Genomic DNA, 26,541 nt, shown 5'->3' on the forward strand with positions numbered 1-26,541 from the left:
GGGGTCTGGGGCGGAGCCCCAGAGGGCCCGGAACCGACCAACCCCGCTGCACGGGCGGGTGGGTGGGCGAAGGTGCCCGGGGCCTGGGGCGGAGCCTCAGGAAGTCCACCTCAGCCGCCCACACCCCCGGAGGGTTTCGGGGAGGGGCGGGGAGGGGCAACCCCCGCCGAAGGCGACAACCCGTACACCCCCCGAGCCGTCCCCCCGAACACCGCCCGCCGCTCACCCACCCCCAACCCCGCCACCAACCCCCGCCCCGCCCCCAACACCCCCTCGTACGACGCCGCCAGCCGGCACACGGGCCAGTCCGACCCCCACATCACCCGCCCAGGCCCGAACGCGTCCAGCACCACCTCCGCGTACGGCCGAAGATCCGCGAGCGTCCAGCGCGTCCAGGACGCCTCCGTCACCATCCCGGACAGCTTGCACACCGTGTTCGGCAGCGCCGCAAGCGCGCGCACGTCCGAGGCCCAGGGCTCAAGGGCCCCCGAGGCGATCGGCGGCTTCCCCAAGTGGTCGAGGACGAGGGTGAGTCCGGGATGGAGCGCGGCGGCCCGGACGCACGCGGGCAGCTGACCGGGGAGGACCACCAGGTCGTAGACGAGCCCCGCGTCCGCCACGGCCCCCAGCCCCCGCGCCACATCGGGACGCAGCAGCCACGAGGGGTCCCGCTCGCCCTGCACCTGGTGCCGGATCCCGACCAGGCGGTCGCCGCCGGGAAGCTCCCGGAGCCGGGCCAGCTCGTCGGCGACGCCCGGCGCGGTGAGGTCGGTCCAGCCGACGACCCCCGCCACGAGATCGCTGCCGTCCGCGAGGGCCAGGAGTTCGGGGGTCTCCTCCGCCACGGTCACGGTCTGCACGAGCACGGTCGCCCCGACACCGGCGGCCCTCGCCTCGGTCCGCAGGTCGTCGAGCGTGAAGTCCCGTCGCAGCGGGGCGAGTTCGGGGCCGTTGATCCAGTCCTGATCACGCACCCCGAGCTCCCACACATGGTGATGCGCATCGACGGCCTCCGCGAGTTCGACGGCTTCCGCGACTTCGACGGCCTCTGCGACTTCGGAGACGTCGGCGGCCACGTCGGACACGTCGGACACGTCGGCCACGGCGACCTCGGCGGGGCTCACAGCTCCCACACCACCGGAAGCCCCGCCCCCGCCCCCTCGCCCGAATAGTCGTGCACGACATCGAGCAGTTCGCTCATACGAACCTGCCACGCCGCGTTCACCGGCAGGTCCGCCAATTCGCTCAGCAACCGTGCGTAATCCGTGCATTCGATCACGTGGAACAACTCGGTCCCGCTGCGCCAGATCGTCCATGAGGTGGCCCCGGCGGCCCTGATGGCGGCGGTGAGTTCCGGGGGCACCTCGCGGTGCGCGGCCTCGTACTCCTCGATCCGGTCGGCCCGGACCCGGGTGTGCAGTGCCACCCTCACAGACCCAGCTCCTCCCAGAGCGCGTCGGGTATGGACGTCTCGAACTGGGCGGCGGCGTCGATGACTTCGGCGGGCGAGCGCGCGCCGACCAGGACGCCGGCCACCGCGGGATGCCGCAGCGGAAAGGCCAGCGCGGCCGCCCGCAGCGGGACGCCGTGGGCCGCGCAGACCGCCTTGATCCTCAGCGCCCGCTCCACGAGCTCCGGGGGAGCGGCCGCGTAGTCGTAGGTCGCGCCGGGGCGGGGGTCGGCGAGCAGGCCCGAGTTGAAGACCCCGCCGACCACCACGCTCCTGCCGCGCGCGGCGGCCTCCGGCAGCAGTTCGTCGGCCGCTTCCTGGTCGAGGAGCGAGTAGCGCCCCGCGCACAGCACGGCGTCCACGTCCGTCTCGCGCAGGAACCGCGTCAGCAGCGCCGTCCGGTTCATGCCCGCGCCTATGGCCCGTACGACGCCCTCCGAGCGCAGCCGTTCGAGTGCGGGGTACGCCTCGCGCAGCGCCTGTTCGGCGTGGTCGTCCGGGTCGTGCAGATAGACGATGTCGACCCGGTCGAGCCCGAGGCGTTCCAGACTGGACTCGATGCTCCGGCGCACCCCGTCCGCGCTGAAGTCCCAGCGGCGCCGGTGGGTGGCGGGGACGGCGAAGCCGGCGGCGAGGTCGTCGCCGCCGCCGCCGTCCCGGGGCTCAAGGATCCTGCCCACCTTGGTGGAGAGCGTGTACGCATCCCGGGGCCGTTCGCGCAGCGCCCGCCCCATCCGGCGCTCCGAGAGGCCGAGGCCGTAGTGCGGGGCGGTGTCGAAGGAGCGGATGCCCGCGTCCCAGGCGGCGTCGACCGCACCCCAGGCCGTCGCGTCGGACAGCGGCGAGAAGAGGTTGCCGAGGGCGGCGCCGCCCAGGGACAGAGCGGTCACGAGGCAGTGACTCGCGCCCAGCGAGGTAGCACGCATGCCCGCATATTTATCAGACCTTTGCGGGGTTCAGGCACCCCTCAGGCCCCAATTTCCGTACAGGAAGCCCCTATTGATCCGATGTCTGAGGGTCGGGCCACTCCGCGAGCCGGAGCCGGCTCTCGAACCTGTGCGCCCGGCCGTCCACCGGATCGGTGAACTCGAGGGCCTTAGCGAGCAGTTGCAGGGGCCGCTCGAAGACCTCCGGCTCGGGCTCCGGCAGGACCACCGGATACACCGGATCGTGGAGGATCGGCAGGCCGAGCCGGTGCATATGGACCCGTAGTTGGTGGGTACGGCCGGTCGTGGGCAGCAGACGGTAGCGGCCGAGGGCGCCACGCCGTTCGGCCAGCTCGATCCGGCTCTCGGCGTTGGGCTCGCCCGCTTCCTCGCGGGCGGCGATGACCCCGCGCTCCTTCACGATCCGGCTCCGCACGGTCACGGGCAGCCCCACGCCAGGGTCGTACGCGGCCACCGCCTCGTACTCCTTGCGCACCCGGCGCCCGCTGAACAGATTCTGGTAGGCACCCCGGTCCTCGGGCCGCACCACGAACAGGGCCAGGCCGGCCGTCAGGCGGTCGAGGCGGTGGGCCGGCTGGAGTGCGGGCAGGCCGAGGTCGCGCCGCAGCCGGGCCAGCGCCGTCTCGGTGATGTGCCGGCCGCGCGGGGTGACGGCCAGGAAGTGCGGCTTGTCCGCGATCACGATGCGCTCGTCCCGGTACACGACGCCCACCTCGAACGGCACCGGCACCTCCGGCGCGAAGTCCCGGTGGAACCAGACGAACGCCCCCGCCCGGTACGCCTCCGCCCCGCTCAACGCCCCCTCGGAGCCGACGAAGCGTCCCTCGCGCAGCATCGCCTCCACCCGCTCGGCGCCGATCGCCCCCGCGAACCGGCCCAGGAGATGGTCACCGATCGTCACCCAGGTCCCCTCCGGGTCGGCGGGCAGCCGCACACGTACCGGATCGATGCCGTCGCGCTGTGCGAGCGGGGCGGCCGGGGTCCTGGATCTGCGTCTCACGGAACCAGAGAACCCCACCGCACCCACCGGAGGCAAGAGAAGCCCAGGTCAGCCCCGGTGTCTCGGGACGCCCCGCGCACTTTTCGAGGGCGGGACGAAACTCCCTGGCCTGCTTTCTTCCCGCTCCGGAGGCATGCTGCCAGAGGGGATTAACCCCGTAATGTTTCGAATCCGTCGCGAATGAGGCAAAGGTTCACGATGAGCGAAGAGTCGGTCATGGGCGGCAAGTGCTGTCTGCTCACCACGGGCGAGCTCGTGCCCGGGGACGTCATCGCCACGGATCCGGACGGCCCCTGGCTGGTGGTGGTGCGCACCGCGCCCGCGACCGAGACCAGGACGCGGCTGCAACTGCGCCCGATGACCGGCGGCCCCGACCTGGAACGCGTACTGCCGCGCTACGAACGTCAGGTGGTCCGCACCACGCGGGTGGACCCGGCCGAAATCCCTGACCCGGTGAGTCCGGCCGTCCCCGAGCGCCGCCGGGTGGTGGTGACCGGCCTCGGCGCGGTGAGCCCGCTCGGCGGCGATGTGCCCGAGCTGTGGCACGGCCTGCTCGAAGGCCGCTGCGGGATCTCGGTGATGGAGGGCCCGGGCTTCGACGGGCTTCCGGTACGCCTCGCGGCCCGCGCCGCCGTCGACCCCGCGGAGCTGCTGCCGAGGCCGATGGCGCGGCGGATGAACCGCTCGGCCCAGTTCGCCCTGGTCGCGGCCCGCGAGGCCTGGCTGGACGCGGGACTCGACCCCGCCGGGACCGTGGCCAGCGGGCTGCGCCCGACCCGTACCGGAGTCTCCATGGGCACGATCATCGGCGGTGCGCCGGTCATGGTCGAGAGCCGGCTCACGCTCATCGAACGCGGGCCGCGAGCCATTTCCCCGTACACCACCCCCATGACCGTGCCGTCCGCCTCGGCCGCCCAGATATCCAAGGACCTGGACATCCGCGGCGAGGCCCGGACCTTCGTGTCCGCCTGTGCCTCGGGAACCGAGGCGATCGGGCAGGCCATCGACGCCATCCGCACCGGACGGGTCGACCTCGTGGTCGCGGGCGGCACCGAAGCGGTGATCACCCCGGAGATCCTCGCCGCGTTCGCCGCGATGCGGGCCGTCTCGACACGCAACGACCAGCCCGAACACGCGTCGAGGCCCTTCGACGACGCCCGCGACGGATTCGTCCTGGGCGAGGGCGCCGGCATCCTGGTCCTGGAGGACGAGGAGCACGCCCGGGCACGCGGGGCCCGCATCTACTGCGAGGCGGCCGGCTGGGGACTGTCCGCGGACGCCTTCCACATGGCGGCCCCGGAACCGGGCGGCCGGGGCGTCGAGGCCGCGCTGCGCTCCGCCCTCGCGGACGCCGGGGCGACACCCGCCGACGTCGCCCACGTCAACGCGCACGCCACGGCGACCATCGAAGGCGACCGCACCGAGGCCCTCGCACTCGGCCGGCTCTTCGGCAGCCACGTCCGGGACATCCCCGTCACCGCGAACAAGGGAGCCCTGGGCCACCTCCAGGGCGGGGCGGGCGCGGTGGAGGCCGTCGCCGCGATCCTCACCCTGCGGGACGGCCTGATCCCCCCGACCGTCGGCTGCGACCACCCCGAGGAAGCCCTGGGCCTGGACATCGTCCGCGACACCCCCCGCCCGCTGCCACCCTGCGGCGACATCGTCCTGAGCAACTCCTTCGGCTTCGGCGGCCACAACGCGGTCCTCGCCTTCCGGCGCGCGTGAGCCGACGGGGATGGCGGCGTACCGACTGGCCCACCGGTCGGCGGGCGCACGGAGGTGCAGCACATGAGGTCGCCTGGTGCGCCGTGCGTACGCCGAGGACGGCTCGGTTGCCACGCCGCCCCAGAAACGCAGAAAACCCCAGACCGACTGGGGTTCTCACTGGTGCCTCTCCGCTCGGGCACCAGCACTTTAGAGGGCTGACCTGCAAGAACACGGCCGACACGGCAGAGAGTTGACGGCCCCTGTTGGTCATGCGTTCCTGCCGTTTCGGGCGTTTCGGACCGCTGTTGGTCATGCGCTGGTCACGTAGCCAACCCTCACGCGCACCTGACTGGTCAGGATGCCCTCAAGATCGTCTACCCGACAACGCGAATATTGGCGAAGTGCCATAGACCTGGCATGCGGGCCCGGCCTACCGTCCTCCTGGCGGCAGGGAACGCCCCTGCGCCCGAGGAGGGGAATCATGGCGCGTGAGGAACTGACCCGCCTTACCGGCAACGTCGGCGGACCCAACTGTGACGACGACGATTGTCCGAACGTCTACCGGGCGAAGGGCGGTTCGATCGTCGTCCAGGGCGACGTGTCCGATGCGTTCACTCCGCCCTCGGGCGAGGGACTGGTGGAGATCCCGGAGCACGTTTTGCGGGAGGCCGTCCGTGCTCTTGGATGGTGACGACTGGCGCCGCTTCTTCGACGCCTTCGAGCGCGAAGCGTGGCGGTTCGAGGCGCAGCCCACATACGCCATGCCCAAGGAGCAGGAGAACGTAGCCCGCTTCCTGCACGGTGAGGACAAGCCCACCGGCCACAATGCCCGCTGGCACGAACGAGTGCGCGGATACATCGAATCCGGCAAGCACATCGGACGTGTCCGCATCGTGCGTCAGCCGCTCACTGACTACCAGCTGTATCAATTCGCCTGGGGCATCCCCGGAAACATCTCTGCTGGAGAAGACATTCGCATCTTGGATGTGACGTTCGGCGACTTCGGGTTGCCGCTCTCAGGTCGAGACTGGTGGATGTTCGACGATTCCCGCATCGCCCACCTGAACTTCCGCCCGGACGGAACTCAGATAAATCGTGAAGCGTACGAAGGCGATCCGGCCCCCTATCGGGAGTGGAAGCGGGTCGCCCTGGAGCACGCAGTATCTTTCGAGGAGTACGTGAGGGGCCTTGACGCTTGACCCTGACCAGCTAGGCCAGTCGAAAGCTGACCTGGCAGAAACACTCCGCAGCATGCGAAAGCGAGCCGGGCGTACTCAAGTCTGGCTCGCTCAGCGCTGCAATATTTCTCAGACCAAGCTGAGCAATATCGAGACTGGTCGAGTCACCCCTGGTCTTGTTGATGTTGAGTTGATTCTTAGAGCCCTCGATGCGCCTCCGGCACTCTTGGCCGAAGTTACTGCCCTGGCGCGGCTAGCTCATACAGAGTGGCAAGGTAAGCGGGCGTCGTGGCGAAGAGGGCTGGAGAAGCGACAAGCAGAGCTGGCCAGCCTTGAAGGGGAAGCCTCGACGCTCCGCTACTTCCTGCCTGCAATGGTGACGGGGCTCCTCGCCACACCTGAATACATCAGGTCCAGCCTCAGCAACTCTCCAGTGGACACAACCAAGACGGTCGCTAGGAAGCTGGAACGGCAAGCAGTCCTCTACGAAAGCACGAAACATTTCACGTTCCTGCTGACAGAACAAGCTGTCAGGTGGGCCGTTGTCCCGCCTGTAGCCATGGCCGTCCAGATGGATCGGCTCGCCTCAATTTCCCACCTGTCCAATGTGCGTGTCGGGGTCATCCCTACAGGGACGGTTGTGGGTCGTGGGCCCATGAACACCTTCACCGTCTATGACCAACGGCTAGTGACTGTCGAGACATTCACCGGCCGTATCGTTTTTCAGGACGCCAGGGATATTGCGGAACACCTCGAAGTTTTCCGCACGTATGAGCGTTATGCATTGTTCGGCGACGAAGTCAGAGCTTTGCTCGGCCGGTGGGCCGCAGACTGCCGCGCGTGATCATTTACCTCACAACGCCAATAAGTGCGAGTTCCATGCAGCATCGGGTCGACACTTGTCGGGCGCCAAAGACGCCGACGAGAGGAAGCCATGACTAGTCCGCTCAATTATCCGCAACCACCGGTGGAGTTGGCCGGGGCGGTGGAGGCCTATCTCTACGACTGCACTCCGGCCGACGGCTGCGGAGTCTGCGCGGCACTCGTGAGGGAGTTGGAGGAGGCCAAGACGGCCAAGAGGTGGAGTGACGCATACGACGCTGCGGCGGAGGTGCGGAACCACCCGCATGCGAGGCGGAGGCAGCGGTGATGGACATGCAGGAGTGGCGCGGGGCGTGGGATCGCGCTCAGGATGCCACGGACGCTCTCACAGCTGCTCTGTCCGACATGGGGGCGGGACAGACGCGGGTGTCCCACTTGCGGCCCGTGGTGTCCCGCAGGGGAACGGCGTGGGTCGATGTGGGTCAGTTGCCCGCGACCGTGGCGGAAAGGCTCGCTGAGATCATTCGGGTCGGCAGTCTCGACACCATCGACCGCTCGTGAGCCAGGATGCGGCGTACACGCCCCAGGAGCTGAGTCCGGACGAAGCACTGGCCTCGTTGTACCGGTTGGCCATGAGCGTGGCTGCGGAGAACGGGGCGACGATCACAACCGGCGCCCGAGGGCTGGGCCCCTACGCGTTCATGGCCGAGGCCCGGCGTCGGGGAGTCATCATCCGTTTCCTCGACCATCGTGAGCCGTGACCGAATGGGTTGATCCGCGCTACGCGGACATCGTGGAGTTCTTCGATAAGGCGTACATCGGGGGCTCACTCCACTGCCCGAAGTGCTACGGCGTCCGCAACTGCGTGCTCATCGACATGGCGAATGGGGGCGCATGGGACCACTGGACGTGCATGTGCATCCCGGACGCCTATCGGGGCCCCCTCTGATACTCCCGCTCAGATTGGTGCTCCCACTTTTCTCACGGAACGGCTCCGTCGGCCGCTGCGCAGCGTGAGGGGAATCGGGCTTCTCCCGTCGCTTCTCGGAGAGGCTCACCATGTTCGGATGCTCCCCATGGTGCTCACGCTGGGGTGCGGGGCGACTCGGCCTCGCATCCCTGGTCTGACCAGCAACTCTCCGGGCTGTCGGTCACGTGGTTGGTCACGCCGCACCCAGAAACGCAGAAAACCCCAGGTCAACTGGGGTTCTCGCTGGTGTCCGAGGGGGGACTTGAACCCCCACGCCCGATAAAGGGCACTAGCACCTCAAGCTAGCGCGTCTGCCATTCCGCCACCCGGACAAGGTGTCTGTCTCGCGGGCCGTGCCCGTTCCGACGTGGAAAACAATAGCAAACATCCGGGGGTGCTCGATCACCCCCCTGGCCTGCATGAACTCCGAGTGACGGCGGGAAGCCGCCCTTGGGTGGGGAGGGGGCGCGGGGGAGGATGGAGGCGGACCACACGGAGCGACAGCGGGAGGAAGCAGCGTGAGCGAGTCGAGCACGACCCGGACCGGCGGCGTGACCGGTGAGGACGAGGTCGTCGACCTCTGTCGCGATCTCATCAGGATCGACACCAGCAACTACGGCGACCACTCCGGCCCCGGCGAGCGCGCGGCCGCGGAGTACGTCGCGGAGAAGCTCGCCGAGGTCGGCCTGGAGCCGAAGATCTTCGAGTCGCACAAGGGCCGGGCCTCCACGGTGGCCCGGATCGCGGGCGAGGATCCCTCGCGGCCCGCGCTGCTCATCCACGGTCACACCGACGTCGTACCGGCCAACGCCGACGACTGGACCCACGACCCCTTCGCCGGCGAGATCGCCGACGGGTGTGTCTGGGGCCGCGGCGCCGTCGACATGAAGGACATGGACGCGATGACCCTGGCGGTCGTGCGCGACCGGCTGCGCAGCGGCCGCAAGCCCCCGCGCGACATCGTGCTCGCCTTCCTGGCCGACGAGGAGGCCGGCGGCACCTATGGGGCACGCTTCCTGGTGGACAAGCACCCCGAGCTCTTCGAGGGCGTCACCGAGGCGATCAGTGAGGTCGGCGGTTTCTCGTTCACCGTCAACGAGAAGCTGCGGCTGTACCTGGTGGAGACGGCCCAGAAGGGCATGCACTGGATGAAGCTGACCGTGGACGGCACCGCCGGGCACGGCTCGATGATCCACAAGGACAACGCCATCACCGAGCTGTCCGAGGCCGTGGCGCGGCTCGGGCGGCACAAGTTCCCGGTGCGGGTGACCAAGACGCTGCGGCACTTCCTCGACGAGCTCTCGGACGCGCTCGGCACCGAGCTCGACCCCGAGAACATGGACGACACGCTGGCCAAGCTCGGCGGCATCGCCAAGCTCATCGGCGCCTCCCTCCAGAACACCGCCAACCCGACCCAGCTCGGCGCCGGTTACAAGGTCAACGTCATTCCCGGCCAGGCCACCGCGCACGTCGACGGGCGCTTCCTGCCGGGATACGAGGAGGAGTTCCTCGCCGACCTGGACCGGATCCTGGGGCCGCGGGTGCGGCGCGAGGACGTGCACGCGGACAAGGCCCTGGAGACGACGTTCGACGGTGCCCTGGTCGACGCGATGCAGACCGCGCTCCAGGCCGAGGACCCGATCGCCCGCGCCGTGCCGTACATGCTCTCGGCCGGCACCGACGCCAAGTCGTTCGACGACCTCGGCATCCGCGGCTTCGGCTTCGCGCCGCTGAAGCTGCCGCCGGAGCTGGACTTCGCCGGGATGTTCCACGGCGTGGACGAGCGGGTGCCGGTCGACGGTCTGAAGTTCGGCGTACGGGTCCTGGACCGGTTCATCGACGCCTCCTGAGCCCCCTGAGCCCCCTGAGCCCGGCAAGGGCCTCCCGTATCGGCGTGTGCGACCGCGACATTCCGTTAATCGTTTGAACGTACGGGGCGGACTGAAAAGAGTGAATGTACTCATATGCTCGTAGCCCCATAACTTCCCCCTCGTTACAGGGTGTGCGGTCCGAGGCTGAGATCGCACATATGCCAACAAGGAGGAAGTAATGATCAAGAAGGTCGTCGCTGCTGCGGCTGTCACTGGTGGTCTGGTTCTCGCGGGTGCGGGTCTGGCTGTCGCCGATGCGGGTGCCCAGGGTGCCGCTGTGCACTCCCCGGGTGTTCTGTCCGGCAATGTCGTCCAGGTCCCCGTGCACGTGCCGGTGAACGTGTGCGGCAACACGGTCTCCGTGATCGGGCTGCTGAACCCCGCCTTCGGCAACACCTGCGTCAACAAGTGACGTTGTGCCTCACCCCGTGAGGGTCTGAGCCGGGCGGCCCCGGAGTGCGCGCCATGCACTCCGGGGCCGCCGGGCATTTCAGTCCGGGCGCAACGGCGCATCCGGGCTTTCCGGAAGGCAGAAGGCAGGGAACGAATCTATGCGACAGGTCACCCGCAAGGGACTGATCACCATGGCGGCCGCGAGCGGCGTCATCGCCATGGGAAGTGGCGCGGCACACGCCGACTCGTCGGCCCACGGGGGCGCCTCGAACTCGCCGGGCGTGCTGTCCGGCAACGCCGTCCAGGCCCCGGTGCACGTGCCGGTCAACGCCTGCGGCAACACGGTGAACGTGATCGGCGCGCTCAATCCGGCGTTCGCCAACCACTGCGCCAACCAGGGCGGCGGCACCCGGGGCGGTGGGGCGGTCGCGGCCGGCCACGCCTCCCAGTCGCCCGGGGTGGGCTCCGGCAACGTCATCCAGGCGCCCATCGACGTACCGCTGAACCTCTGCGGGAACAGCGTGAACGTGGTCGGCGTCGGCAACCCCGTGTTCGGCAACGACTGCGTCAACGACGAAAGCGGCCACCCCGGACACCCCCAGCACCCCGGTCAGCCCCACCACCCGGGCACCCCGCACCACCCGGGCACCCCGCACCACCCCGGCACCCCGCACCATCCCGGGCATCCCGGCCAGCACCAGCCGCCCTGCACCCCCGGGCACCCCGGGCACCCGGGCCACCCCGGTCAGCCCCAGCACCCGGGCGTTCCCCAGCACCCGGGTCAGCCGCAGCACCCCGGTGTTCCCCAGCACCCGGTCGGCCCGGTGGCGCACCAGCCGGCCAAGCACGCGAAGCCCGGCGGGCCCGTCCTGGGCGGCTCTCCGGTCACCCAGGCCGTGACCGCGCCGCACGCCCCGGCCGCCGCACTCGCCAACACCGGCTCCGACGGCCTGGGCTTCGCCGGCCCGGCCGCCGCCGGGCTGCTGCTCGGAGGAGCGGTGCTCTACCGCCGGGGCCGGGCCGCGCAGTAGCCGTGCCCACCCGCCGAAGCGGCGCGCACGGCTGTCACGACGCATGACTGTCACCACGCAGGCACAGCTGTCACCGCGCACGCATGGCTGTCACCACGCACGCACGGCTGTCATGACGGAGCGGGCCCCACACACGCGGGGCCCGCTCCGTCATGGACGCACGTTCACCACGTGGCTCGCACCTGGCGGATGATCCGCCTGCGCAGTCGCACTCTGCGGCTGCCGTCCCGGTGCAGACTCAGTCGGTCCAACTCCCAGTGTCCGTACTCGGCATGGTCGGTCAGCAGACGTGTGGCCTCCTTGCGGGAGACCCCGCGCGGGACGTACACGTCGACAAATTCGTATTCCGGCATCGCATCTATTGTGCGGGCACGGGCCCGGTACGGATAGCGTCTGCACTATGTCTGATGCTGCGCAGCCCACCGCTGCCGAGGTACGTGCCGCCGCCGAGGCGGTCAAAGCCGCGCTGGACCGTCACCTCGATGCGGTGGAACGCCGCACGGGGGACGACGACCCCCAGGTGTACGAGGCGTTCAACGCCCTCGCGGCGGCCGCCGAGGCGTACGACGAGCGGCTCTACGACCGCTACGACGAGGTCACCCCCTTCGAGATCCCCGGCGCCGACGACTCGTTGCCGCCCTATGTGGGCCCCGAGGAACCCCATGCCCTGAGCGTCCTGATCCGGCGCGACTACGCGGTGGCCGAGCCACAGCGGCTGCTCGCCCAGGCCCAGCGGATCACCGACCTCGACCCCGACACGGACGAGAACACGGTGCCGGTCGTCGGCAGCAGCGTCCACGCGGCGCTCGGCGTGCTCTTCGGCGAGTACGAAGCCGATGAAATCGCCTCCCGGCACAAGGAGTTCGGCCTGGAGGAGGGCGACTCCACGCTGTGGGTGTCGGCCGCCGACGAGCTTCCGGAACCGGGGGAGTGGCTGAGCACGCCCTTCGACCATGCCGACCCCCAGCGCGTGGTGTGCCGTTTCGACGTGAGCGCGGTCTTCGACGAGGAGGAGCTGGAGGACGACCTCGACGAGGAGGACGGCCTGCGGGCCGCCCCCTGACCCGGTCGTCATGGCCACCCCCTGACCCAAGCGGCCTGACCTAAGCGGCCTGACCCAAGCGTCCTGACCCAAGCGTCCTGACAGAGGCCGCGCACTCCCCGACGGGGTGCGCGGCCTCCGTCATGGGCCTTTACCGATCCGCGGACGGGCATGGGCCGCACCGATCCGCAGGCGGGCATGGGCCCGCACTGATCCGGTGGCGGTGAAGGGCCCGCACTGACCGCGGACGGGCAGGGGCCCCTACTGCTCCGCGGGCTTCAGAAGGCCGTGCAGCAGCGGGACGAGACGCGTCGTGCGCGGCGCCGGGAGGACCTCCGCCACGGCTCGGGGGAGCGCCTGGTCGACGCCGTGGACGACGGACAGATGCCGCTCGGCGCGGCCGAAGGCGGTGTAGACCCATGCCCGGCTGAGCCCCTGCGCCGCGTCTCCCGGCAGCACCGCGACCACGGCGGGCCAGCGCATCCCGAGCGCCTGGTGCGCGGTCAGCGCCCAGCCGTGGCGCAGCATCGACTCGACCCCGTCCTTCGGTACGAGCACGGGCGTGCCGGCGCAGTCGAGCCGGAGGCCCTCCGCGTCCGCCGCGACCACCGTACCGGTCACCGTACGGCCAGGGGTCTGGGCGTATGCGATCCGGTCGCCCGGGTCGAAGCCGCCGAAGCGGCCGGGCCCGGGGTTGAGGCGCTGCTTGAGGGCCGCGTTCAGGGCGCGGGTGCCCGCGGAGCCGCCGTGGCCCACCGTGATGACCTGGGCCTGTTCCACAGGGATGCCGAACGCGCGGGGGATCGAGTCCGCCAGGAGCTGCACACAGCGGTGCACGGCCTCTCCCGCGTCCCGCACCGGGACGATCACGACCTCCTTGCCCGGGGCCTCGACCTGGTTCAGCTCGCCGATGCCGATCCCCGAGACCAGCTCGCCGACGGGACCGGGGTCGGGCAGTCGTGACGCCACCACCGGGCAGATCCGGGCGGCCAGTACATCGTGGAAGACCCGGCCCGCACCGGCCGGGCCGAGCACCCCCGGGTCCCCGCTCAGTACCAGGCGGCAGCCGTCGGGCAGCGACTCCGCGAGGACGGCCGCGGTCTCCACGTCGAGCTGCGCCGCGTCCTGCACCACCAGTACGTCGAGGGCGAGCGCGCCGTCCGAGTCCCGGCCGGGGCCCTCGCCGGACAGCAGCCCCGCCACCGTGAACGCGGCCAGCGGGCCGGTCAGTTCGGCCAGGCGCCGCTGTCCGTCCGCGGTGTGCGCCGCACCCGCGGCCCGCAGCCCCGCGGCCGCGGCCGCCGTCACCACCGCCGCCGACTCGGCGCGCGCGGCCTCGCCGCCGGTGTGCGCCACCAGGCCACTGGCCGCGACCGCGCGGACCAGCTCACTCCCTTCCGGCCACACCGAACCGTCGTCCCCCACCGGGGAGTTGAGCAGTCGCGCGAGAGCGTCGGCCAGGCTCTCCTCGGCGAGTGCGTACCGGTCGAGCCCGAGCAGTACCTCGACCGGCTCGACGGGCTCGACGGGCTCCGCCTCCTCCTCGGCCTCCTCGGCGTCCTGTGCGCCTTCCAGGCCGGCCGGATCCTGCGCGAGGCCGTCCTGGAAGACCAGCACCACGCCCTCGGCGACGGCCTGCTGCACCGCCTCGTCCGGATCGGGCACGGACCGCGCGGCCAGGGACTTGCGCACATCGTCGGCCGCAAGCGCCGTGTGCCCCTGGGCCGCCGCCTGCTCCAGGATCCAGCCCACCAGTGCGGCCGCCCTGCGCTCGTCGTCCGGCCGGCACTCGGCGCCGAGCAGCGCCCGTGCGAAGCCGTCGGCCTGCTCGGGCCGTACTCCGGGCACGGCCAGGAGCTGCCAGGGGTCCGCGCCGAGCCGCTCGGCCGCCTGCTCGCCCAGGGCGCCGGTGACCCGCACGGCCAGCGTCTCGGGCGCGCCACCCCGGGTCAGCACGTCCCGTACGGAGGCGAGGGCCTCCACCGAGGTGGTGGGCGCCTGCGCGGGCTCGGGCGCGCGGGGCCGTACCGGGGCTGCCGCCGGGGCGGGGTCGGGCGCGGGCCTGCGGGGGGCGGGCGGCGGCCCCGCGAAGAACGCGGCACCGGACTTCTCGCCGCTCTCCACGGCCCGTACCGCCGCGAGGAGGTCGGCCGCCTGCCCGCTCAGCTTGGTCCCGGCCGGGATCGGCGCCTCCTTCTCGGCCTTGCGCTGCTCGATCCTGGCCCGCAGCTCCCGCTGAGCGGCCAACTCGGCGGCGGCTTCGGTGAGTTCGGGCGCCTTGGCCTCACCCTCCAAGGGTGAGCCGTCGCCGGGTGAGCCGTTGCCCGCGCCGGCACCGGCCTCAGGATCGGCACCGGCGTCGGGGGCAGTCCCGGCATCGGCTTCAGGGTCGGCACCGGCATCGGCTTCGGCGCCGGCCTCGGGGGCGGCTTCAGGGTCGGCACCGGCATCGGCTTCGGCGCCGGCCTCGGGAGCAGTCCCGGCCTCGCCCTCGACTTCGTCCTGTGCCCCGCTGGCCTCGTCCGCGTCGTCCGCGTCGTCCGCGTCGTCCGTCTCGTCCGTCTCGTGCGCCCCGTCCGCCCCGTCCGCCCCGTCCGTGTCGGCCCCCGGGCCGGACGCCTCCGCGGCCTCCGTGGCCTCCGCGGTGGACTCGCCGACGGTGTCTGCGCCCGTGTCGGCGGTGTCCTGCGTGGGGTCGGGTGCCACCTCCGCCCCGGCGGATTCGTCGGCCGTGGATCCAGGGGCCGAGCCCTGGGGAAGCGCAGTCACAGCGTGCTCCAGTCCTGATCGGGATAGCGGTGCACGGGCGCCGACACATCGTCGAGCGCCTGGCAGATCTCGTCAGGAAGACTAAGGGCCTCCACTGACAATGCCGCCGCGAGCTGGTGTGCGTTGCGCGCGCCGACGATCGGCGCCACCACTCCCGGCCGGTCCCTCACCCATGCCAGCGCCACCTGAAGGGGTGTCGTGGCGAGGCCGTCCGCGGCTATCGAGACCGCGTCGACGATCCGGCTCGCCGCGTCGTCGAGGTAGGGCGCGACGAACGCCGAAAGACCCTCCGAGGCACCCCGCGAGTCGGCCGGTGTGCCATGCCGGTACTTCCCCGTCAGCACGCCCCGCCCCAGCGGTGACGAGGGCAGCAGCCCCACCCCCAGGTCCACCGCGGCCGGCAGAACCTCGCGTTCCACCCCGCGCTGCAGCAGCGAATACTCCATCTGGGTGCTGGCGAGCCGGGTCCGTACACCGGGCGCGGCGAGTTGCCACGTGGCGGCCTTGGCGAGCTGCCAGCCGCTGAAGTTGGAGATGCCCGCATAGCGCGCCCGTCCGCTGCTGACCGCGATGTCGAGGGCTTGCAGGGTCTCCTCCAGGGGCGTCCCGCAGTCGAAGGCATGCACCTGCCAGAGGTCCACGTGATCGGTGCCCAGACGCTGGAGGGAGGCGTCCAGGGCGCTCAGCAGATGGCCGCGCGAGCCGTCGAAGCGGCGGTCGGGATCGGGCACGCTGCCCGCCTTGGTGGCGATCACTAGATCGCGGCGCGGCACGAGCCGCTCCATCAACTGGCCGAGCAGATACTCCGCGTCCCCGCCGCCGTACACGTCCGCCGTGTCGATCAGCGTGCCGCCCGCCTCCCAGAACGCCTTCAGGAGATCGGCGGCGTCCTGCTCGCCGACGTCCCGGCCCCATGTCAGGGTGCCGAGCCCGATCCGGGATACGCGCAGGCCCGTGCGGCCGAGATGCCTCTGCTCCATGGGCGCGAGATTACTGGCCGGGGGCGCGGGGGGTGAGAGCCTGTGGACAACTCGACCCTGCCGCATCGCGCCCCCGCGCGCTAGAGTCCCCGGCACAGGAACGTTACTCATGAGTAAGACGCGGGAGTGGACGCGTGCGTACGCGTCACGACGAGTAAGGGGATCGGCCATGCGGCTCGGCATCAACCTCGGCTACTGGGGCGCGGGAATGGACGGCGACAACCTCGCCGTCGCCAAGGAAGCGGACAAGCTCGGCTACGACGTCTGCTGGGCGGCCGAGGCCTACGGTTCGGACGCGCCGACGGTGCTCGCCTGGGTCGCCGCGCAGACCGAGCGCATCGACGTCGGCTCCGCCATCCTCCAGATCCCCGCCCGCCAGCCCGCCATGACCGCGATGACGGCCGCCACCCTGGACTCGCTCTCCGGCGGCCGCTTCCGGCTCGGCCTCGGCGTCTCCGGGCCGCAGGTCTCCGAGGGCTGGTACGGCGTCAAGTTCGACAAGCCGCTGGCCCGCACCCGCGAGTACGTCGAGATCGTCCGCAAGGCCATGACCCGCGAGCGGCTCTCCTACGAGGGCGAGCACTGGACGCTGCCGCTGCCCGGCGGCCCCGGCAAGCCCCTCAAGCTGACCGTGCACCCCGAGCGCGAGCACATTCCGCTCTACATCGCCGCGATCGGCCCCAAGAACCTGGAGCAGACCGGCGAGATCGCCGACGGCGCGCTGCTGATCTTCCCGGCCGCCGAGCACATCGAGGCCACCGCGATCTCCCACATCCGCGCGGGCCGCGAGAAGGCCGGTCTGACGATGGACGGCTTCGACGTCTGCCCGACGCTGCCGATCGCCCTCGGCGCCGACGCGGACGTCCCGGCCCTCGCCGACGTGTTCCGCCCGTACACCGCGCTGTACGTCGGCGGCATGGGCAGCCGCAAGCAGAACTTCTACAACCAGCTCGCACAGCGCATGGGGTACGAGAAGGAAGCCGCCGAGATCCAGGACAAGTACCTGTCCGGCGACAAGGCCGGGGCGGGCGCGGCGGTGCCGCAGCAGCTCATCGACTCGACCACGCTGCTCGGCTCGGTGGAGCGGATCGCCGACCGGATGGGGGCCTACGCCGCGGCCGGTGTCACCACGCTCACGCTGGCCCCGGCCGGCTTCACGCTCGACGAGCGGCTGGCCTCGCTGCGCGCGGGCACCGAGGCGCTGGAGCGCGCGGGCCTCGCGTAAGGGGTGATTGGTCTCAGCGGCCGTGGTGGGGGCTCGGGGGGTCTTCCCCGCCACGGCCGTCATGCCCTACAACGCCCGGCCGCCGCGGGCGGTTACGGCGGCGGGGGCACCGCACATTCCTTCGTTCGGCCCAGTGGGGCCCGACCCCTGTTGCCGGGGCCGGTTCGCCGCATTTGACTCGGTTGCGCAGAGTCCTGCGCGCACCCGGAGGTACGGCAACGATGCTCTCGGCCAAGAGTCTGTTCCAGGAGATCCTCGACAACGACGAGTCGTTCCGCCTCTTCTGCTCCATCGCGGCCGGCGGCGAGTCCCAGGGCGGCTGGGAGAACGGCCGGATCGCCGCCCTCCTGCCCCCGGAGTGCCGCGCCCTCGCTCCCAAGGTGGCCCGGCACGGCGCCGACGAGGACAAGCACGGGCGGATCTTCCACGCGCTGATGAAGAAGCGCGGCCTGAGCGCCGTCGACGTACCCGACGACACCAACTACACGATGCTGCTCGAACGGCTCGGCATCGGACTCGGCCACGCGCGGCTCAGGAGCGAGGAGCCGCTCACCGAACGGGATGTCGTGGTCTACCTCGCACACAGCCGCGTCACCGAGCAGCGCGCCTCGGAACAGATGGAGCTGCTGTGCAAGCACTTCGGCACCGATCCCGACCTGGGGCGCGCGGTGCGGATGATCTCCGCCGACGAGGACAACCATCTGGCGTACTGCCACGAGGAGTTGCTGCGGCTGGCCCGCGCCGGACATGGGCCCGCGATCCAGCGGGCGCTGCGCCGCTGCGCGCTCGCCGAGATCCGCGTGTACCGCGATGTCAGCCTCGCCGTCATGGCCCACATGGGCCGCATCCTCGGCTGGCCGAGCTCCAGGGCGAGGCTCCTGGCAGCGGGCATCCACGCCGTGTACGCCTACGAACGCCTCGCGGGGTGGCGGCGGATGGTGAGCCTCGCCATGCCGCAGCGGCGCGACGCGCTCGGCGGCCCGCCCCTGCCCGCGCCCGGCTTCGCGTGACTACAGCCAGCCGCGCCGCTTGAACAGGCCGTACAGACCGGCTTCCAGGAGCACCATCAGCACGATCAGCGCCGGATAGCTCCATGCCCAGTGCAGTTCGGGCATGTGGTCGAAGTTCATGCCGTAGACGCCGGCCAGCATCGTGGGGACCGCCGCCATCGCCGCCCACGCCGAAATCTTCCGCATGTCGTCGTTCTGGCGGACGCTCACCTGCGCCAGATGTGCCGAGAGGATGTCCGAGAGCAGCCGGTCCAGGCCCTCCACCGCCTCGTTGGTCCGCATCAGATGGTCGTCCACGTCACGGAAGAACGGCTGGGACTCGGCGTTCACGAACGGCACGCCCGCACTCGCGAGGCGCTGCACCGGCTGCGCCAGCGGGCCGGTCGCCCGGCGGAACTCCTGGAGCTGCCGCTTGAACGTGTAGATCCGCGACGCGGTGTCCTTCGTGTCGCGGCCGCCCGAGGGCGAGAAGATCTGCGCCTCCAGCTCCTCCAGGTCGTTCTGGAGCTCGGCCGCCACCTCCGTGTAGTGGTCGACGACCGCGTCGCTCACCGCGTACAGGACCGTCGTGGGCCCGTGCTTGAGCAGCTCGGGCTCCGACTCCAGGCGTCGGCGCACCGCCTTGAGCGGCGCGCCCTCACCATGCCGCACGGTCACCACGAAACCGTCGCCGACGAACAGCATCAGCTCGCCGGAGGAGACGGTGTCGCTCTGCGGCTCGTACACGACCGGCTTGAGGACCATGAACAGCGAGTCGTCGTAGACCTCCAGCTTGGGCCTCTGGTGGGCCTTGAGGGCGTCCTCCACGGCCAGCGGGTGCAGCCCGAACTCGGTGCTGACCAGCTCGAACTCCTCCTCCGTCGGCTCATGGAGTCCCACCCAGAGGAAGCTGTCACCTTCGGCGCGCGCCTGGCGGAGGGCGTCCGAGAAATCCTCCGGGCCCTCGGTGCGGCGGCCGCCGTGGTAGATGGCGCAGTCAACGATCATTGCGCGCATTCTCCCGTGAAAGGGAGCCGCCCGCACCCGAGGGAGACCGGCCGCCTAGGCTGACGACCATGGCCACGCTGATCCTCGTACGTCACGGACGTTCCACCGCCAACACGGCGGGGGTGCTGGCCGGCTGGACGCCGGGCGTCGCCCTCGACGAGCGCGGCAACGCCCAGGCCGCCGCCCTGCCCGGCCGGCTCGCGGGGGTGCCGCTCGCCGCCGTCGTCACCAGCCCCCTGCAACGCTGCCGGGAGACCGTGCGGCCGCTCCTCGACGCCCGCCCCGGCCTGCCGCTGCACCCCGAGGACCTGATCGGCGAGTGCCACTACGGCGACTGGTCGGGCCGCCCGCTCGCCGAGCTCTCCACCGAACCGCTGATGGAGGTCGTGCAGCAGCACCCCTCCCACGCGGCCTTCCCGGGCGGCGAGTCGATGCGCGCGATGCAGTCCCGCGCGGTCGGTGCCGTACGGGACTGGAACGAGCGGATCGAGACCGAGCACGGTCCCGACGCGGTCTACGCCATGTGCTCGCACGGCGACATCATCAAGTCCGTGGTGGCGGACGCCCTCGGTATGCATCTCGACCTCTTTCAGCGCATCTCGGTGGAACCGTGTTCCCTCACCGTGATCCGCTACACCCGTCTGCGGCCCTACCTGGTCCGCCTCGGCGACACCGGGGACCTCGCCTCGCTGATGCCGCGCGCGACCCCCGCGGAGGAACAGGCCGAGGTCGGTGGCGGTGCGGGAGCACCGTGATCGCTCGGCGCAGTAGGGTGGACGCGCCGAAAACCGCTGCTCCAACTCCGCCTGCTCCAACTCCGAACTAGGGAGACCAGAACGTGTCCCGTCAGGTGTTCTTCTACGACCCGCCGGACCGTTTCGTGGCCGGCACGGTCGGGCTCCCCGGGCGCCGGACGTTCTTCCTCCAGGCGTCCGCGGGCAGTCGCACCACCAGCGTCGCCCTGGAGAAGACCCAGGTCGCCGCGCTCGCCGAGCGCATCGACGAGCTCCTCGACGAGGTCGTGCGCCGGACCGGAGGAAACGCTCCTGTGCCCGCGGTGGCCCCGCCGGACGTCACCGACAGCGCGCCGCTCGACTCTCCCGTCGAGGAGGAGTTCCGGGTCGGCACCATGGCGCTGGCCTGGGACGGCGACGAGCAGCGCATGATCATCGAGGCGCAGGCCCTGGTCGAGCTGGACGCCGACACCGAGGACGACCTCGCCGAGGCCGAGGAGCGGATGCTCCAGGACGAGGAGAACGGCCCGCCGATGCTGCGGGTGCGCCTGACCGGAGCCCAGGCCCGGGCCTTCGCCAAGCGGGCCCTCGACGTCGTGAACGCGGGCCGCCCGCCCTGCCCGCTGTGCAGCCTCCCGCTCGACCCGGAAGGACACGTATGCCCGCGCCAGAACGGATACCGCCGCGGAGCCTGACCGCGACCGAGCTCCTCACCCGGGGTGAGCTCACCGTCCTCGGGCAGATCCGTGAGGCGTCCAACGCGGTCCTGTACTGCTCGGTGGCGTACGGGGACGAGAGCGCGGAGTGCGTCTACAAGCCCGTCGCGGGGGAGCGGCCCCTGTGGGACTTCCCCGACGGCACGCTCGCCCAGCGCGAGGTCGCCGCGTACGAGGTATCGCGCGCGATCGGCTGGGACCTCGTGCCCCCCACCGTGCTGCGGGACGGGCCCTACGGCGAGGGCATGGTCCAGCTCTGGATCGAGACGGCGGAGGGCGACTCCGGGCTGCTGGCTCTCGTCGAGGACGAGGAGCCGGCCGAGGGCTGGAAGGCCGTGGGGTTCGCGGAGGTCGGCGAGGGCCGCACCGCGCTGCTCGTGCACGCCGACGACGAGCGGCTGCGGCGGCTCGCCGTGCTCGACGCGGTGATCAACAACGGGGATCGCAAGGGCGGGCATCTGCTTCCCGCGCCCGACGGGCGGCTGTACGGGATCGACCACGGGGTCACGTTCAACGTGGACGACAAGTTGCGGACGCTGCTGTGGGGGTGGGCGGGTGAGCCGCTCACCTCGGAGGCGGTGGGCGCCCTGAAGGGCCTGGCCGAGGCCCTTCGACCCCGGGAGCCGTTGGCGGTGCGGCTTGCTTCGCTGATCACGGGGGCGGAGGTCGAGGCGGTGCGGGCGCGGGTTTCGACCCTGCTGTCCTCCGGGGCCCACCCCGTCCCCTCGGGCGACTGGCCCCCCATCCCCTGGCCACCCATCTAGCCCACCGGTGCGGCGGCGGGCCTTCGGGTGCGGGCCGTGCTCGCCTTTTGCGCAGTTCCCCGCGCCCCTGAACCCCCGGTCGTGTGCGGACCGTGGTCGCTTTTCGCGCAGTTCCCCGTGCCCCTGGACGGCCTTCGGTCTGCGGACCGTGCGCGCTTGCTCGCGCAGTTCCCCGCGCCCCCAAACCCCCGGTCGTGTGCGGACCGTGCCCGCCTCTCGCGCAGTTCCCCGCGCCCCCAAGGAAGGCCTTCGTCTGCGAGCTGTGCCCGCCTCTCGCGCAGTTCCCCGCGCCCCCAAGAACGGCCTTCGTGTGCGGGCTGTGGTCGCTTCTCGCGCAGTTCCCCGCGCCCCTTGGCGGCGCTGGTGCTGGGCCGCATCGGGCCAGCCAGCCCGTCCGGCGATTGAGGACGAGCGCCCTTGAGGCGCGATACGGGGGCTGGGGCGAAAGCCCCAGGATTTGGCCAAGAGCGGGATCCGGTTCGTATCCGGAACGTGCGTCCGGTTACGCTCAAGGCATGCATGCCTGGCCCGCTTCTGAGGTCCCCGCCCTGCCCGGCAAGGGCCGCGACCTCCGGATCCACGACACCGCGACCGGCGGACTGGTCTCCCTCGACCCCGGTCCCGTCGCCCGTATCTACGTCTGCGGGATCACCCCGTACGACGCGACCCATATGGGTCACGCGGCGACTTACAACGCGTTCGACCTCGTTCAGCGCGTGTGGCTCGACACCAAGCGGCAGGTTCACTATGTCCAGAACGTGACGGACGTGGACGACCCCCTCCTGGAGCGAGCCATCCGCGATGGCAAGGACTGGGTCGAGCTCGCCGAGGGCGAGACCGCGCTGTTCCGCGAGGACATGACCGCCCTGCGCCTGCTCCCCCCGCAGCACTACATCGGCGCCGTCGAGGCGATACCCGGAATCGTCCCGCTCGTCGAGCGGCTCCGGGACGCGGGCGCGGCGTACGAGCTCGAAGGGGACGTGTACTTCTCCGTCGAGAGCGACCCGCACTTCGGCGGTGTCTCGCACTACGACACCGAGGTCATGAGGGCGCTGTCCGCCGAGCGCGGCGGCGACCCCGAGCGGCCCGGCAAGAAGAACCCGCTGGACCCGATGTTGTGGATGGCCGCCCGCGAGGGCGAGCCGAGCTGGGACGGCGCCTCGCTCGGCCGCGGCCGCCCCGGCTGGCACATCGAGTGCGTCGCCATCGCCCTCGACCACCTCGGGATGGGCTTCGACGTGCAGGGCGGCGGCTCCGACCTCGTCTTCCCGCACCACGAGATGGGCGCCTCGCACGCCCAGGCGCTGACCGGCGAGCACCCCTTCGCCAAGGCGTACGTACACGCCGGCATGGTCGCTCTGGACGGCGAGAAGATGTCCAAGTCCAAGGGCAACCTCGTATTCGTCTCGAAGCTGCGCCGCGACGGCGTCGACCCGGCCGCCATCCGCCTCTCGCTGCTCGCCCACCACTACCGGGCGGACTGGGAGTGGACCGACCAGGTGCTCCAGGACGCCGTCGAGCGCCTCGGACGCTGGCGGGCCGCCGTGTCCCGGCCCGACGGTCCGTCCGCTGACGCGCTCGTCGAGGAGGTCCGCGAGGCCCTCGCCAACGACCTGGACGCCCCCGCGGCGCTCGCCGCCGTCGACCGCTGGGCCGCGCGGCAGGACGCGGAGGGCGGTACGGACGAGGCCGCCCCCGGACTCGTGTCCCGCACGGTCGACGCCCTGCTCGGCGTCGCCCTGTAGCGCCAACGCGCCGACCCCGAACCGCCCTTGGACTTCTCGTGAGTCCGGGGGCGGTTTCGTTTTTCCTGGGCCCACCCCATGGTCCGATGCTCGTTCATGCGCTAAACACGCTCTATGCAATCACCAATACGCACGAGAGCGGCTCTCGTCGGAGCGGCCGTGCTCGGTCTGCTCGCGGTGTTCGCGGGTCCCGGCAGCGCCCGGGCCGACGTCGCGACCGACCCGCCGACCGATACCTCCGTGGGTGACGTGACCGGCTTCGAGGCCACGTCCGGCTCCGTCTTCACGCTGCGCGCGGGCGCGGCCGAGGCGCGCGTCAGCTTCGTCACGGACGACACCTTCCGCATCGAACTCGCCCCGGACGGCGACTTCACCGACCCGGCCGGCGCCGACATCGTCCTGCCGCAGGGCACGCCGCCCGCCACCCGCTGGAAGGACAGGGGAGACCGCTATGAGCTGAGTACCGCCAAGGTCACCCTGCGCGCCTTCAAGTCCCCGCTGCGCTTCGCCCTGTCCAAGGCGGACGGCACCCTGCTCTGGTCCGAGACCAATCCGCTGAGCTGGACCAAGGACACCACCACCCAGACCCTGTCCCGGGGCGCCACCGAGCAGTTCTTCGGCGCCGGCATGCAGAACGGCCGCGGCAACACCTCGCACCGCGACCACACGGTCCAGGTCGGCGTCGACGACAACTGGAACGACGGCGGCCACCCCAACTCGGTGCCGTTCTACCTCTCGACGGCCGGATACGGCGTCTTCCGCAACACGTACGCCCCCAATACGTACGTCTTCGGGCAGCCCGTCACCGCGAGCGCCAGGGAACACCGCTTCGACGCCTACTACTTCGCGGGCGATGCCAAGCATGTCGTCGGGGACTACACCCAGTTGACGGGGAAGCCGTTCCTGCCGCCGGTGTACGGACTCGAACCCGGCGACTCGGACTGCTATCTGCACAACGCCAACCGCGGTGAGCGTCACACCCTGGACGCGGTCGCGATCGCTGACGCGTACAAGGCCCAGGACATGCCCAACGGCTGGATGCTGGTCAACGACGGCTACGGCTGCGGCTACGAGAACCTTCCCGAGACCAGTGCCGGTCTCCAGAAGGACGCCATGCACATGGGTCTGTGGACCGAGGACGGCCTCGACAAGCTCGCCGACCAGGTCAAGGCGGGCCAGCGCGTCGCCAAGCTCGACGTCGCCTGGGTCGGCGACGGGTACAAGCACGCCCTCGACGGCTGCAAGGCGGCCTACCAGGGCATCGAGGCCAACAGCGGCGCCCGCGGCTTCACGTGGGCGCCGGAGAGCTGGGCGGGCGCCCAGCGCTGCGGCGTCCAGTGGTCCGGCGACCAGTCGGGCAGCTGGGACTACATCCGCTGGCAGATCCCGACCTACGCGGGCGCGACGCTCTCCGGGTTCGCCTACACCAGCGGTGACATCGACGGCATCTTCGGCGGCAGCGCCAGGACGTACACCCGCGACCTCCAGTGGAAGTCGTTCCTGCCCGCCGTGATGACCATGGACGGCTGGGCCGCGAGCGACAAGCAGCCCTACCGGAACGGCGAGCCCTACACGTCGATCAACCGGAGCTATCTGAAGCTCAAGGAGTCGCTGCTGCCGTACATGTACTCCTACGCCCACGAGGCCACCACCACCGGCGTGGGGCCGGTCCGCCCCCTGGCGCTCGAATACCCCGACGACCCGAAGGCGGCGACCGACGCCGCCAAGTACGAGTTCCTGACCGGCGAGGACTTCCTCGTCGCGCCCGTCTACCAGGACACGACCGTACGCGACGGGATCTATCTGCCGCAGGGCACCTGGATCGACTACTGGAGCGGGCGCACCTACCAGGGCCCGACCACCGTCAACGGCTACAGCGCGCCGCTCGACACCCTGCCCCTGTTCGTGAAGGCCGGGGCCGCCGTGCCGATGTGGCCCGGCATCCGCTCCTATCAGGACCGCACCAGTGACTCGTCGTTGGCCTGGGACATCTATCCCCAGGGTCGCTCGTCCTTCCAGCTGTACGAGGACGACGGGGTGACCCGCGCCCATCGGACCGGCGCCTTCGCCACCCAGCGCGCCGACGTCGTCGCGCCGTTGCGGGGGCCGGGCGATGTGAGCGTCCAACTCGGGGCATCTCAAGGGCAGTTCACCGGAAAGCAGAGCACGCGGCCGTACCGGTTCACGGTGCACACCGGGAGCGCGCCCGCCTCGGTGGAGGTCCAGGGGCGCAAGCTCGGGCGCCTCGCGTCGAAGGCCGCGTACGACAAGGCCACCACGGGCTGGTTCTACGACGCGGGCGACCGGGGCGGCGTGGTCCAGGTGAAGACCGCGAGCCTGCGCACGGACCGGGCGTTCGAGGTGCGGCTCAAGGACACCAGCGCCGTGGGCGGCAGGACTCCCGGCGCCGCCCTCACGCTCGCCGCGCCCGCCGGGCAGGAACTCGCGGCGGGCGCCCCCGCAACGGTGGCCGTGGACGTCACCGCCGGGAGTGCGGACGCCACCGGCGTGCGGGTGTCCCTCGCCGCGCCGGCCGGGTGGACCGTCACCCCGCCACCCGCGCTCGACCGGATCCCGGCCGGGACCACCCGGCGCGTCGAGGTGGCAGTGACCCCCGCCAAGGACGCCACGCCGGGCGAGACAACCCTGACCGTCAACTCCGCGTACGGGGGCGGCAGTTCAGAGCAACGGATCGCGGTCTCCGTGATGCCCGCGCCACCCTCGGGCGACAGCTGGGCCAGTGACCTGGTGTGGCTGACGTCGGCCAACGGATACGGGCCGCCCGAACGCGACCGCTCCAACGGCGAGTGGGGGGCCGCCGACGGCCATCCCCTCACGCTCGCGGGCACCACCTACGCCAAGGGCATCGGGGCCCACGCCGACTCCGACATCGAGGTCTACACCGGCGGCCGGTGCGGCGCCTTCACCGCCGACGTCGGCATCGACGACGAGATCAACGGCTACGGGGAGGTGGCGTTCTCCGTCGAGGCGGACGGCAAGGTGCTGTGGACCTCGCCGAAGGTGACCGGGGCCTCGGCGACGGTGGCGGTGAACGTTCCGCTCGGCGGGGCGCGCCATGTCCATCTGCGGGTCACCGACACCAACAACTCCAAGTCAGGGGACCACGGCGACTGGGCCGGTGCGACGTTCCACTGCGCCTAGCCGTCGGCGGGCGCCGGGCGGGGTCGTCCCCGTCCGGC

General features: G+C 71.1%; 26 protein-coding genes and 1 tRNA gene. 18 read left to right on the forward strand and 9 right to left on the reverse strand.

Features of this window, described 5'->3' with window-relative positions:
* Positions 1 to 110: 110 nt before the first annotated feature.
* The 4 genes from N4G70_RS33280 to N4G70_RS33295 all read right to left on the reverse strand — a co-directional run bounded on the left by N4G70_RS33280 (position 111) and on the right by N4G70_RS33295 (position 3,397).
* The gene (locus N4G70_RS33280; RefSeq protein WP_261716511.1) at positions 111 to 1,124 is read right to left on the reverse strand and encodes an amidohydrolase; all 1,014 of its coding nucleotides are present in this window, start codon (positions 1,122 to 1,124) and stop codon (positions 111 to 113) included.
* Positions 1,121 to 1,432 (reverse strand): L-rhamnose mutarotase, encoded by a 312-nt coding sequence (locus tag N4G70_RS33285; protein WP_261716512.1) that lies wholly within the window; start codon positions 1,430 to 1,432, stop codon positions 1,121 to 1,123. The genes N4G70_RS33280 and N4G70_RS33285 overlap by 4 nt, the downstream gene beginning before the upstream one ends.
* Positions 1,429 to 2,376, reverse strand: coding sequence for an aldo/keto reductase (locus tag N4G70_RS33290; RefSeq protein WP_261716513.1), 948 nt, complete (start codon positions 2,374 to 2,376; stop codon positions 1,429 to 1,431). Before N4G70_RS33290 ends, N4G70_RS33285 begins: the two co-directional genes overlap by 4 nt.
* A gap of 70 nt (positions 2,377 to 2,446) precedes the next feature.
* Positions 2,447 to 3,397: a pseudouridine synthase gene (locus N4G70_RS33295; RefSeq protein WP_261716514.1), complete on the reverse strand. Its 951-nt coding sequence runs from the start codon at positions 3,395 to 3,397 to the stop codon at positions 2,447 to 2,449.
* 198 nt (positions 3,398 to 3,595) lie between these two features.
* Between N4G70_RS33295 and N4G70_RS33300 the strand changes: the two genes are divergently transcribed.
* The 7 genes from N4G70_RS33300 (at position 3,596) to N4G70_RS33330 (ending at position 8,053) form a co-directional block, all read left to right on the forward strand.
* Positions 3,596 to 5,122 (forward strand): beta-ketoacyl synthase, encoded by a 1,527-nt coding sequence (locus tag N4G70_RS33300; protein ID WP_261716515.1) that lies wholly within the window; start codon positions 3,596 to 3,598, stop codon positions 5,120 to 5,122.
* A gap of 463 nt (positions 5,123 to 5,585) precedes the next feature.
* On the forward strand, positions 5,586 to 5,795 hold the full coding sequence (locus tag N4G70_RS33305) for a hypothetical protein (RefSeq protein ID WP_261716516.1): 210 nt from the start codon (positions 5,586 to 5,588) through the stop codon (positions 5,793 to 5,795).
* Entirely contained in the window at positions 5,779 to 6,303 is a 525-nt protein-coding gene (locus tag N4G70_RS33310) for a DUF6879 family protein (RefSeq protein WP_261716517.1), read from the forward strand. The genes N4G70_RS33305 and N4G70_RS33310 overlap by 17 nt, the downstream gene beginning before the upstream one ends.
* Entirely contained in the window at positions 6,293 to 7,126 is an 834-nt protein-coding gene (locus N4G70_RS33315; protein ID WP_261716518.1) for a helix-turn-helix transcriptional regulator, read from the forward strand. Before N4G70_RS33310 ends, N4G70_RS33315 begins: the two co-directional genes overlap by 11 nt.
* A gap of 90 nt (positions 7,127 to 7,216) precedes the next feature.
* Entirely contained in the window at positions 7,217 to 7,432 is a 216-nt protein-coding gene (locus tag N4G70_RS33320; protein WP_261716519.1) for a hypothetical protein, read from the forward strand.
* Positions 7,433 to 7,661: 229 nt separating this feature from the next.
* The gene (locus N4G70_RS33325) at positions 7,662 to 7,865 is read left to right on the forward strand and encodes a hypothetical protein (protein ID WP_261716520.1); all 204 of its coding nucleotides are present in this window, start codon (positions 7,662 to 7,664) and stop codon (positions 7,863 to 7,865) included.
* Positions 7,862 to 8,053: a hypothetical protein gene (locus tag N4G70_RS33330; RefSeq protein ID WP_261716521.1), complete on the forward strand. Its 192-nt coding sequence runs from the start codon at positions 7,862 to 7,864 to the stop codon at positions 8,051 to 8,053. Before N4G70_RS33325 ends, N4G70_RS33330 begins: the two co-directional genes overlap by 4 nt.
* A gap of 265 nt (positions 8,054 to 8,318) precedes the next feature.
* Here N4G70_RS33330 and N4G70_RS33335 read toward each other — a convergent pair.
* Positions 8,319 to 8,406 (reverse strand) — tRNA-Leu (locus N4G70_RS33335).
* Between the two features lie 186 nt (positions 8,407 to 8,592).
* Between N4G70_RS33335 and N4G70_RS33340 the strand changes: the two genes are divergently transcribed.
* From N4G70_RS33340 to N4G70_RS33350, 3 genes are all read left to right on the forward strand, one after another.
* Positions 8,593 to 9,924, forward strand: a complete 1,332-nt coding sequence (locus N4G70_RS33340) for a M20/M25/M40 family metallo-hydrolase (RefSeq protein WP_120724898.1) — start codon at positions 8,593 to 8,595, stop codon at positions 9,922 to 9,924.
* A gap of 199 nt (positions 9,925 to 10,123) precedes the next feature.
* A complete protein-coding gene (chpH, locus tag N4G70_RS33345) occupies positions 10,124 to 10,357 on the forward strand; it encodes a chaplin ChpH (protein WP_120724900.1) in 234 nt (77 codons plus the stop codon).
* Between the two features lie 139 nt (positions 10,358 to 10,496).
* Positions 10,497 to 11,369, forward strand: a complete 873-nt coding sequence (locus N4G70_RS33350; RefSeq protein ID WP_261716522.1) for a chaplin — start codon at positions 10,497 to 10,499, stop codon at positions 11,367 to 11,369.
* 164 nt (positions 11,370 to 11,533) lie between these two features.
* Here N4G70_RS33350 and N4G70_RS33355 read toward each other — a convergent pair whose 3' ends face one another.
* Positions 11,534 to 11,722, reverse strand: coding sequence for a DUF5703 family protein (locus tag N4G70_RS33355; RefSeq protein WP_005319466.1), 189 nt, complete (start codon positions 11,720 to 11,722; stop codon positions 11,534 to 11,536).
* Positions 11,723 to 11,769: 47 nt separating this feature from the next.
* On the opposite strand from N4G70_RS33355, the gene N4G70_RS33360 reads away from it, so the two are divergent.
* Complete coding sequence (locus N4G70_RS33360; protein WP_261716523.1) at positions 11,770 to 12,432, forward strand: hypothetical protein; 663 nt, start codon at positions 11,770 to 11,772, stop codon at positions 12,430 to 12,432.
* A gap of 240 nt (positions 12,433 to 12,672) precedes the next feature.
* On the opposite strand, the gene N4G70_RS33365 is transcribed toward N4G70_RS33360, so the two are convergent.
* Both N4G70_RS33365 and N4G70_RS33370 read right to left on the reverse strand, forming a co-directional pair.
* Positions 12,673 to 15,180 carry an ATP-dependent RecD-like DNA helicase gene (locus N4G70_RS33365; RefSeq protein WP_261716525.1) on the reverse strand — a complete coding sequence of 836 codons (2,508 nt, stop codon included), beginning with the start codon at positions 15,178 to 15,180 and terminating at the stop codon, positions 12,673 to 12,675.
* Complete coding sequence (locus N4G70_RS33370; RefSeq protein WP_261716526.1) at positions 15,177 to 16,160, reverse strand: aldo/keto reductase; 984 nt, start codon at positions 16,158 to 16,160, stop codon at positions 15,177 to 15,179. The genes N4G70_RS33365 and N4G70_RS33370 overlap by 4 nt, the downstream gene beginning before the upstream one ends.
* A 169-nt stretch (positions 16,161 to 16,329) precedes the next feature.
* Here N4G70_RS33370 and N4G70_RS33375 point away from each other — a divergent pair, with 169 nt between their 5' ends.
* Together N4G70_RS33375 and N4G70_RS33380 are read left to right on the forward strand one after the other, a co-directional pair.
* A complete protein-coding gene (locus tag N4G70_RS33375) occupies positions 16,330 to 17,385 on the forward strand; it encodes an LLM class F420-dependent oxidoreductase (RefSeq protein ID WP_261716549.1) in 1,056 nt (351 codons plus the stop codon).
* 221 nt (positions 17,386 to 17,606) lie between these two features.
* The gene (locus tag N4G70_RS33380; protein ID WP_261716527.1) at positions 17,607 to 18,395 is read left to right on the forward strand and encodes a ferritin-like domain-containing protein; all 789 of its coding nucleotides are present in this window, start codon (positions 17,607 to 17,609) and stop codon (positions 18,393 to 18,395) included.
* Here N4G70_RS33380 and corA read toward each other — a convergent pair whose 3' ends face one another.
* Positions 18,396 to 19,382, reverse strand: coding sequence for a magnesium/cobalt transporter CorA (gene corA / locus N4G70_RS33385; protein ID WP_315904326.1), 987 nt, complete (start codon positions 19,380 to 19,382; stop codon positions 18,396 to 18,398).
* Between the two features lie 68 nt (positions 19,383 to 19,450).
* On the opposite strand from corA, the gene N4G70_RS33390 reads away from it, so the two are divergent.
* The 5 genes from N4G70_RS33390 to N4G70_RS33410 all read left to right on the forward strand — a co-directional run bounded on the left by N4G70_RS33390 (position 19,451) and on the right by N4G70_RS33410 (position 26,503).
* Positions 19,451 to 20,137 (forward strand): histidine phosphatase family protein, encoded by a 687-nt coding sequence (locus tag N4G70_RS33390; protein ID WP_261716529.1) that lies wholly within the window; start codon positions 19,451 to 19,453, stop codon positions 20,135 to 20,137.
* A gap of 83 nt (positions 20,138 to 20,220) precedes the next feature.
* Positions 20,221 to 20,811: a DUF3090 domain-containing protein gene (locus N4G70_RS33395; protein ID WP_053723476.1), complete on the forward strand. Its 591-nt coding sequence runs from the start codon at positions 20,221 to 20,223 to the stop codon at positions 20,809 to 20,811.
* Positions 20,775 to 21,596 (forward strand): SCO1664 family protein, encoded by an 822-nt coding sequence (locus N4G70_RS33400; protein WP_261716530.1) that lies wholly within the window; start codon positions 20,775 to 20,777, stop codon positions 21,594 to 21,596. Before N4G70_RS33395 ends, N4G70_RS33400 begins: the two co-directional genes overlap by 37 nt.
* A gap of 515 nt (positions 21,597 to 22,111) precedes the next feature.
* Positions 22,112 to 23,341 (forward strand): cysteine--1-D-myo-inosityl 2-amino-2-deoxy-alpha-D-glucopyranoside ligase, encoded by a 1,230-nt coding sequence (mshC, locus tag N4G70_RS33405; RefSeq protein ID WP_261716531.1) that lies wholly within the window; start codon positions 22,112 to 22,114, stop codon positions 23,339 to 23,341.
* A gap of 114 nt (positions 23,342 to 23,455) precedes the next feature.
* Positions 23,456 to 26,503, forward strand: a complete 3,048-nt coding sequence (locus N4G70_RS33410; protein WP_261716532.1) for an NPCBM/NEW2 domain-containing protein — start codon at positions 23,456 to 23,458, stop codon at positions 26,501 to 26,503.
* The last annotated feature ends 38 nt before the right edge of the window (positions 26,504 to 26,541 follow it).

This window comes from Streptomyces sp. ASQP_92 (genome assembly GCF_025399895.1).
GTDB lineage: Bacteria > Actinomycetota > Actinomycetes > Streptomycetales > Streptomycetaceae > Streptomyces.

Bases quoted from the DNA above. Each gene is read 5' to 3' on its own strand.
- N4G70_RS33290 (WP_261716513.1), bottom strand. From the start codon at position 2,376: ATGCGTGCTACCTCGCTGGGCGCGAGTCACTGCCTCGTGACCGCTCTG.
- N4G70_RS33300 (WP_261716515.1), top strand. From the start codon at position 3,596: ATGAGCGAAGAGTCGGTCATGGGCGGCAAGTGCTGTCTGCTCACCACG.
- N4G70_RS33305 (WP_261716516.1), top strand. From the start codon at position 5,586: ATGGCGCGTGAGGAACTGACCCGCCTTACCGGCAACGTCGGCGGACCC.
- N4G70_RS33320 (WP_261716519.1), top strand. From the start codon at position 7,217: ATGACTAGTCCGCTCAATTATCCGCAACCACCGGTGGAGTTGGCCGGG.
- chpH (WP_120724900.1), top strand. From the start codon at position 10,124: ATGATCAAGAAGGTCGTCGCTGCTGCGGCTGTCACTGGTGGTCTGGTT.
- N4G70_RS33350 (WP_261716522.1), top strand. From the start codon at position 10,497: ATGCGACAGGTCACCCGCAAGGGACTGATCACCATGGCGGCCGCGAGC.
- N4G70_RS33355 (WP_005319466.1), bottom strand. From the start codon at position 11,722: ATGCCGGAATACGAATTTGTCGACGTGTACGTCCCGCGCGGGGTCTCC.
- N4G70_RS33360 (WP_261716523.1), top strand. From the start codon at position 11,770: ATGTCTGATGCTGCGCAGCCCACCGCTGCCGAGGTACGTGCCGCCGCC.
- N4G70_RS33370 (WP_261716526.1), bottom strand. From the start codon at position 16,160: ATGGAGCAGAGGCATCTCGGCCGCACGGGCCTGCGCGTATCCCGGATC.
- N4G70_RS33375 (WP_261716549.1), top strand. From the start codon at position 16,330: ATGCGGCTCGGCATCAACCTCGGCTACTGGGGCGCGGGAATGGACGGC.
- N4G70_RS33380 (WP_261716527.1), top strand. From the start codon at position 17,607: ATGCTCTCGGCCAAGAGTCTGTTCCAGGAGATCCTCGACAACGACGAG.
- corA (WP_315904326.1), bottom strand. From the start codon at position 19,382: ATGATCGTTGACTGCGCCATCTACCACGGCGGCCGCCGCACCGAGGGC.
- N4G70_RS33390 (WP_261716529.1), top strand. From the start codon at position 19,451: ATGGCCACGCTGATCCTCGTACGTCACGGACGTTCCACCGCCAACACG.
- N4G70_RS33400 (WP_261716530.1), top strand. From the start codon at position 20,775: ATGCCCGCGCCAGAACGGATACCGCCGCGGAGCCTGACCGCGACCGAG.
- mshC (WP_261716531.1), top strand. From the start codon at position 22,112: ATGCATGCCTGGCCCGCTTCTGAGGTCCCCGCCCTGCCCGGCAAGGGC.
- N4G70_RS33410 (WP_261716532.1), top strand. From the start codon at position 23,456: ATGCAATCACCAATACGCACGAGAGCGGCTCTCGTCGGAGCGGCCGTG.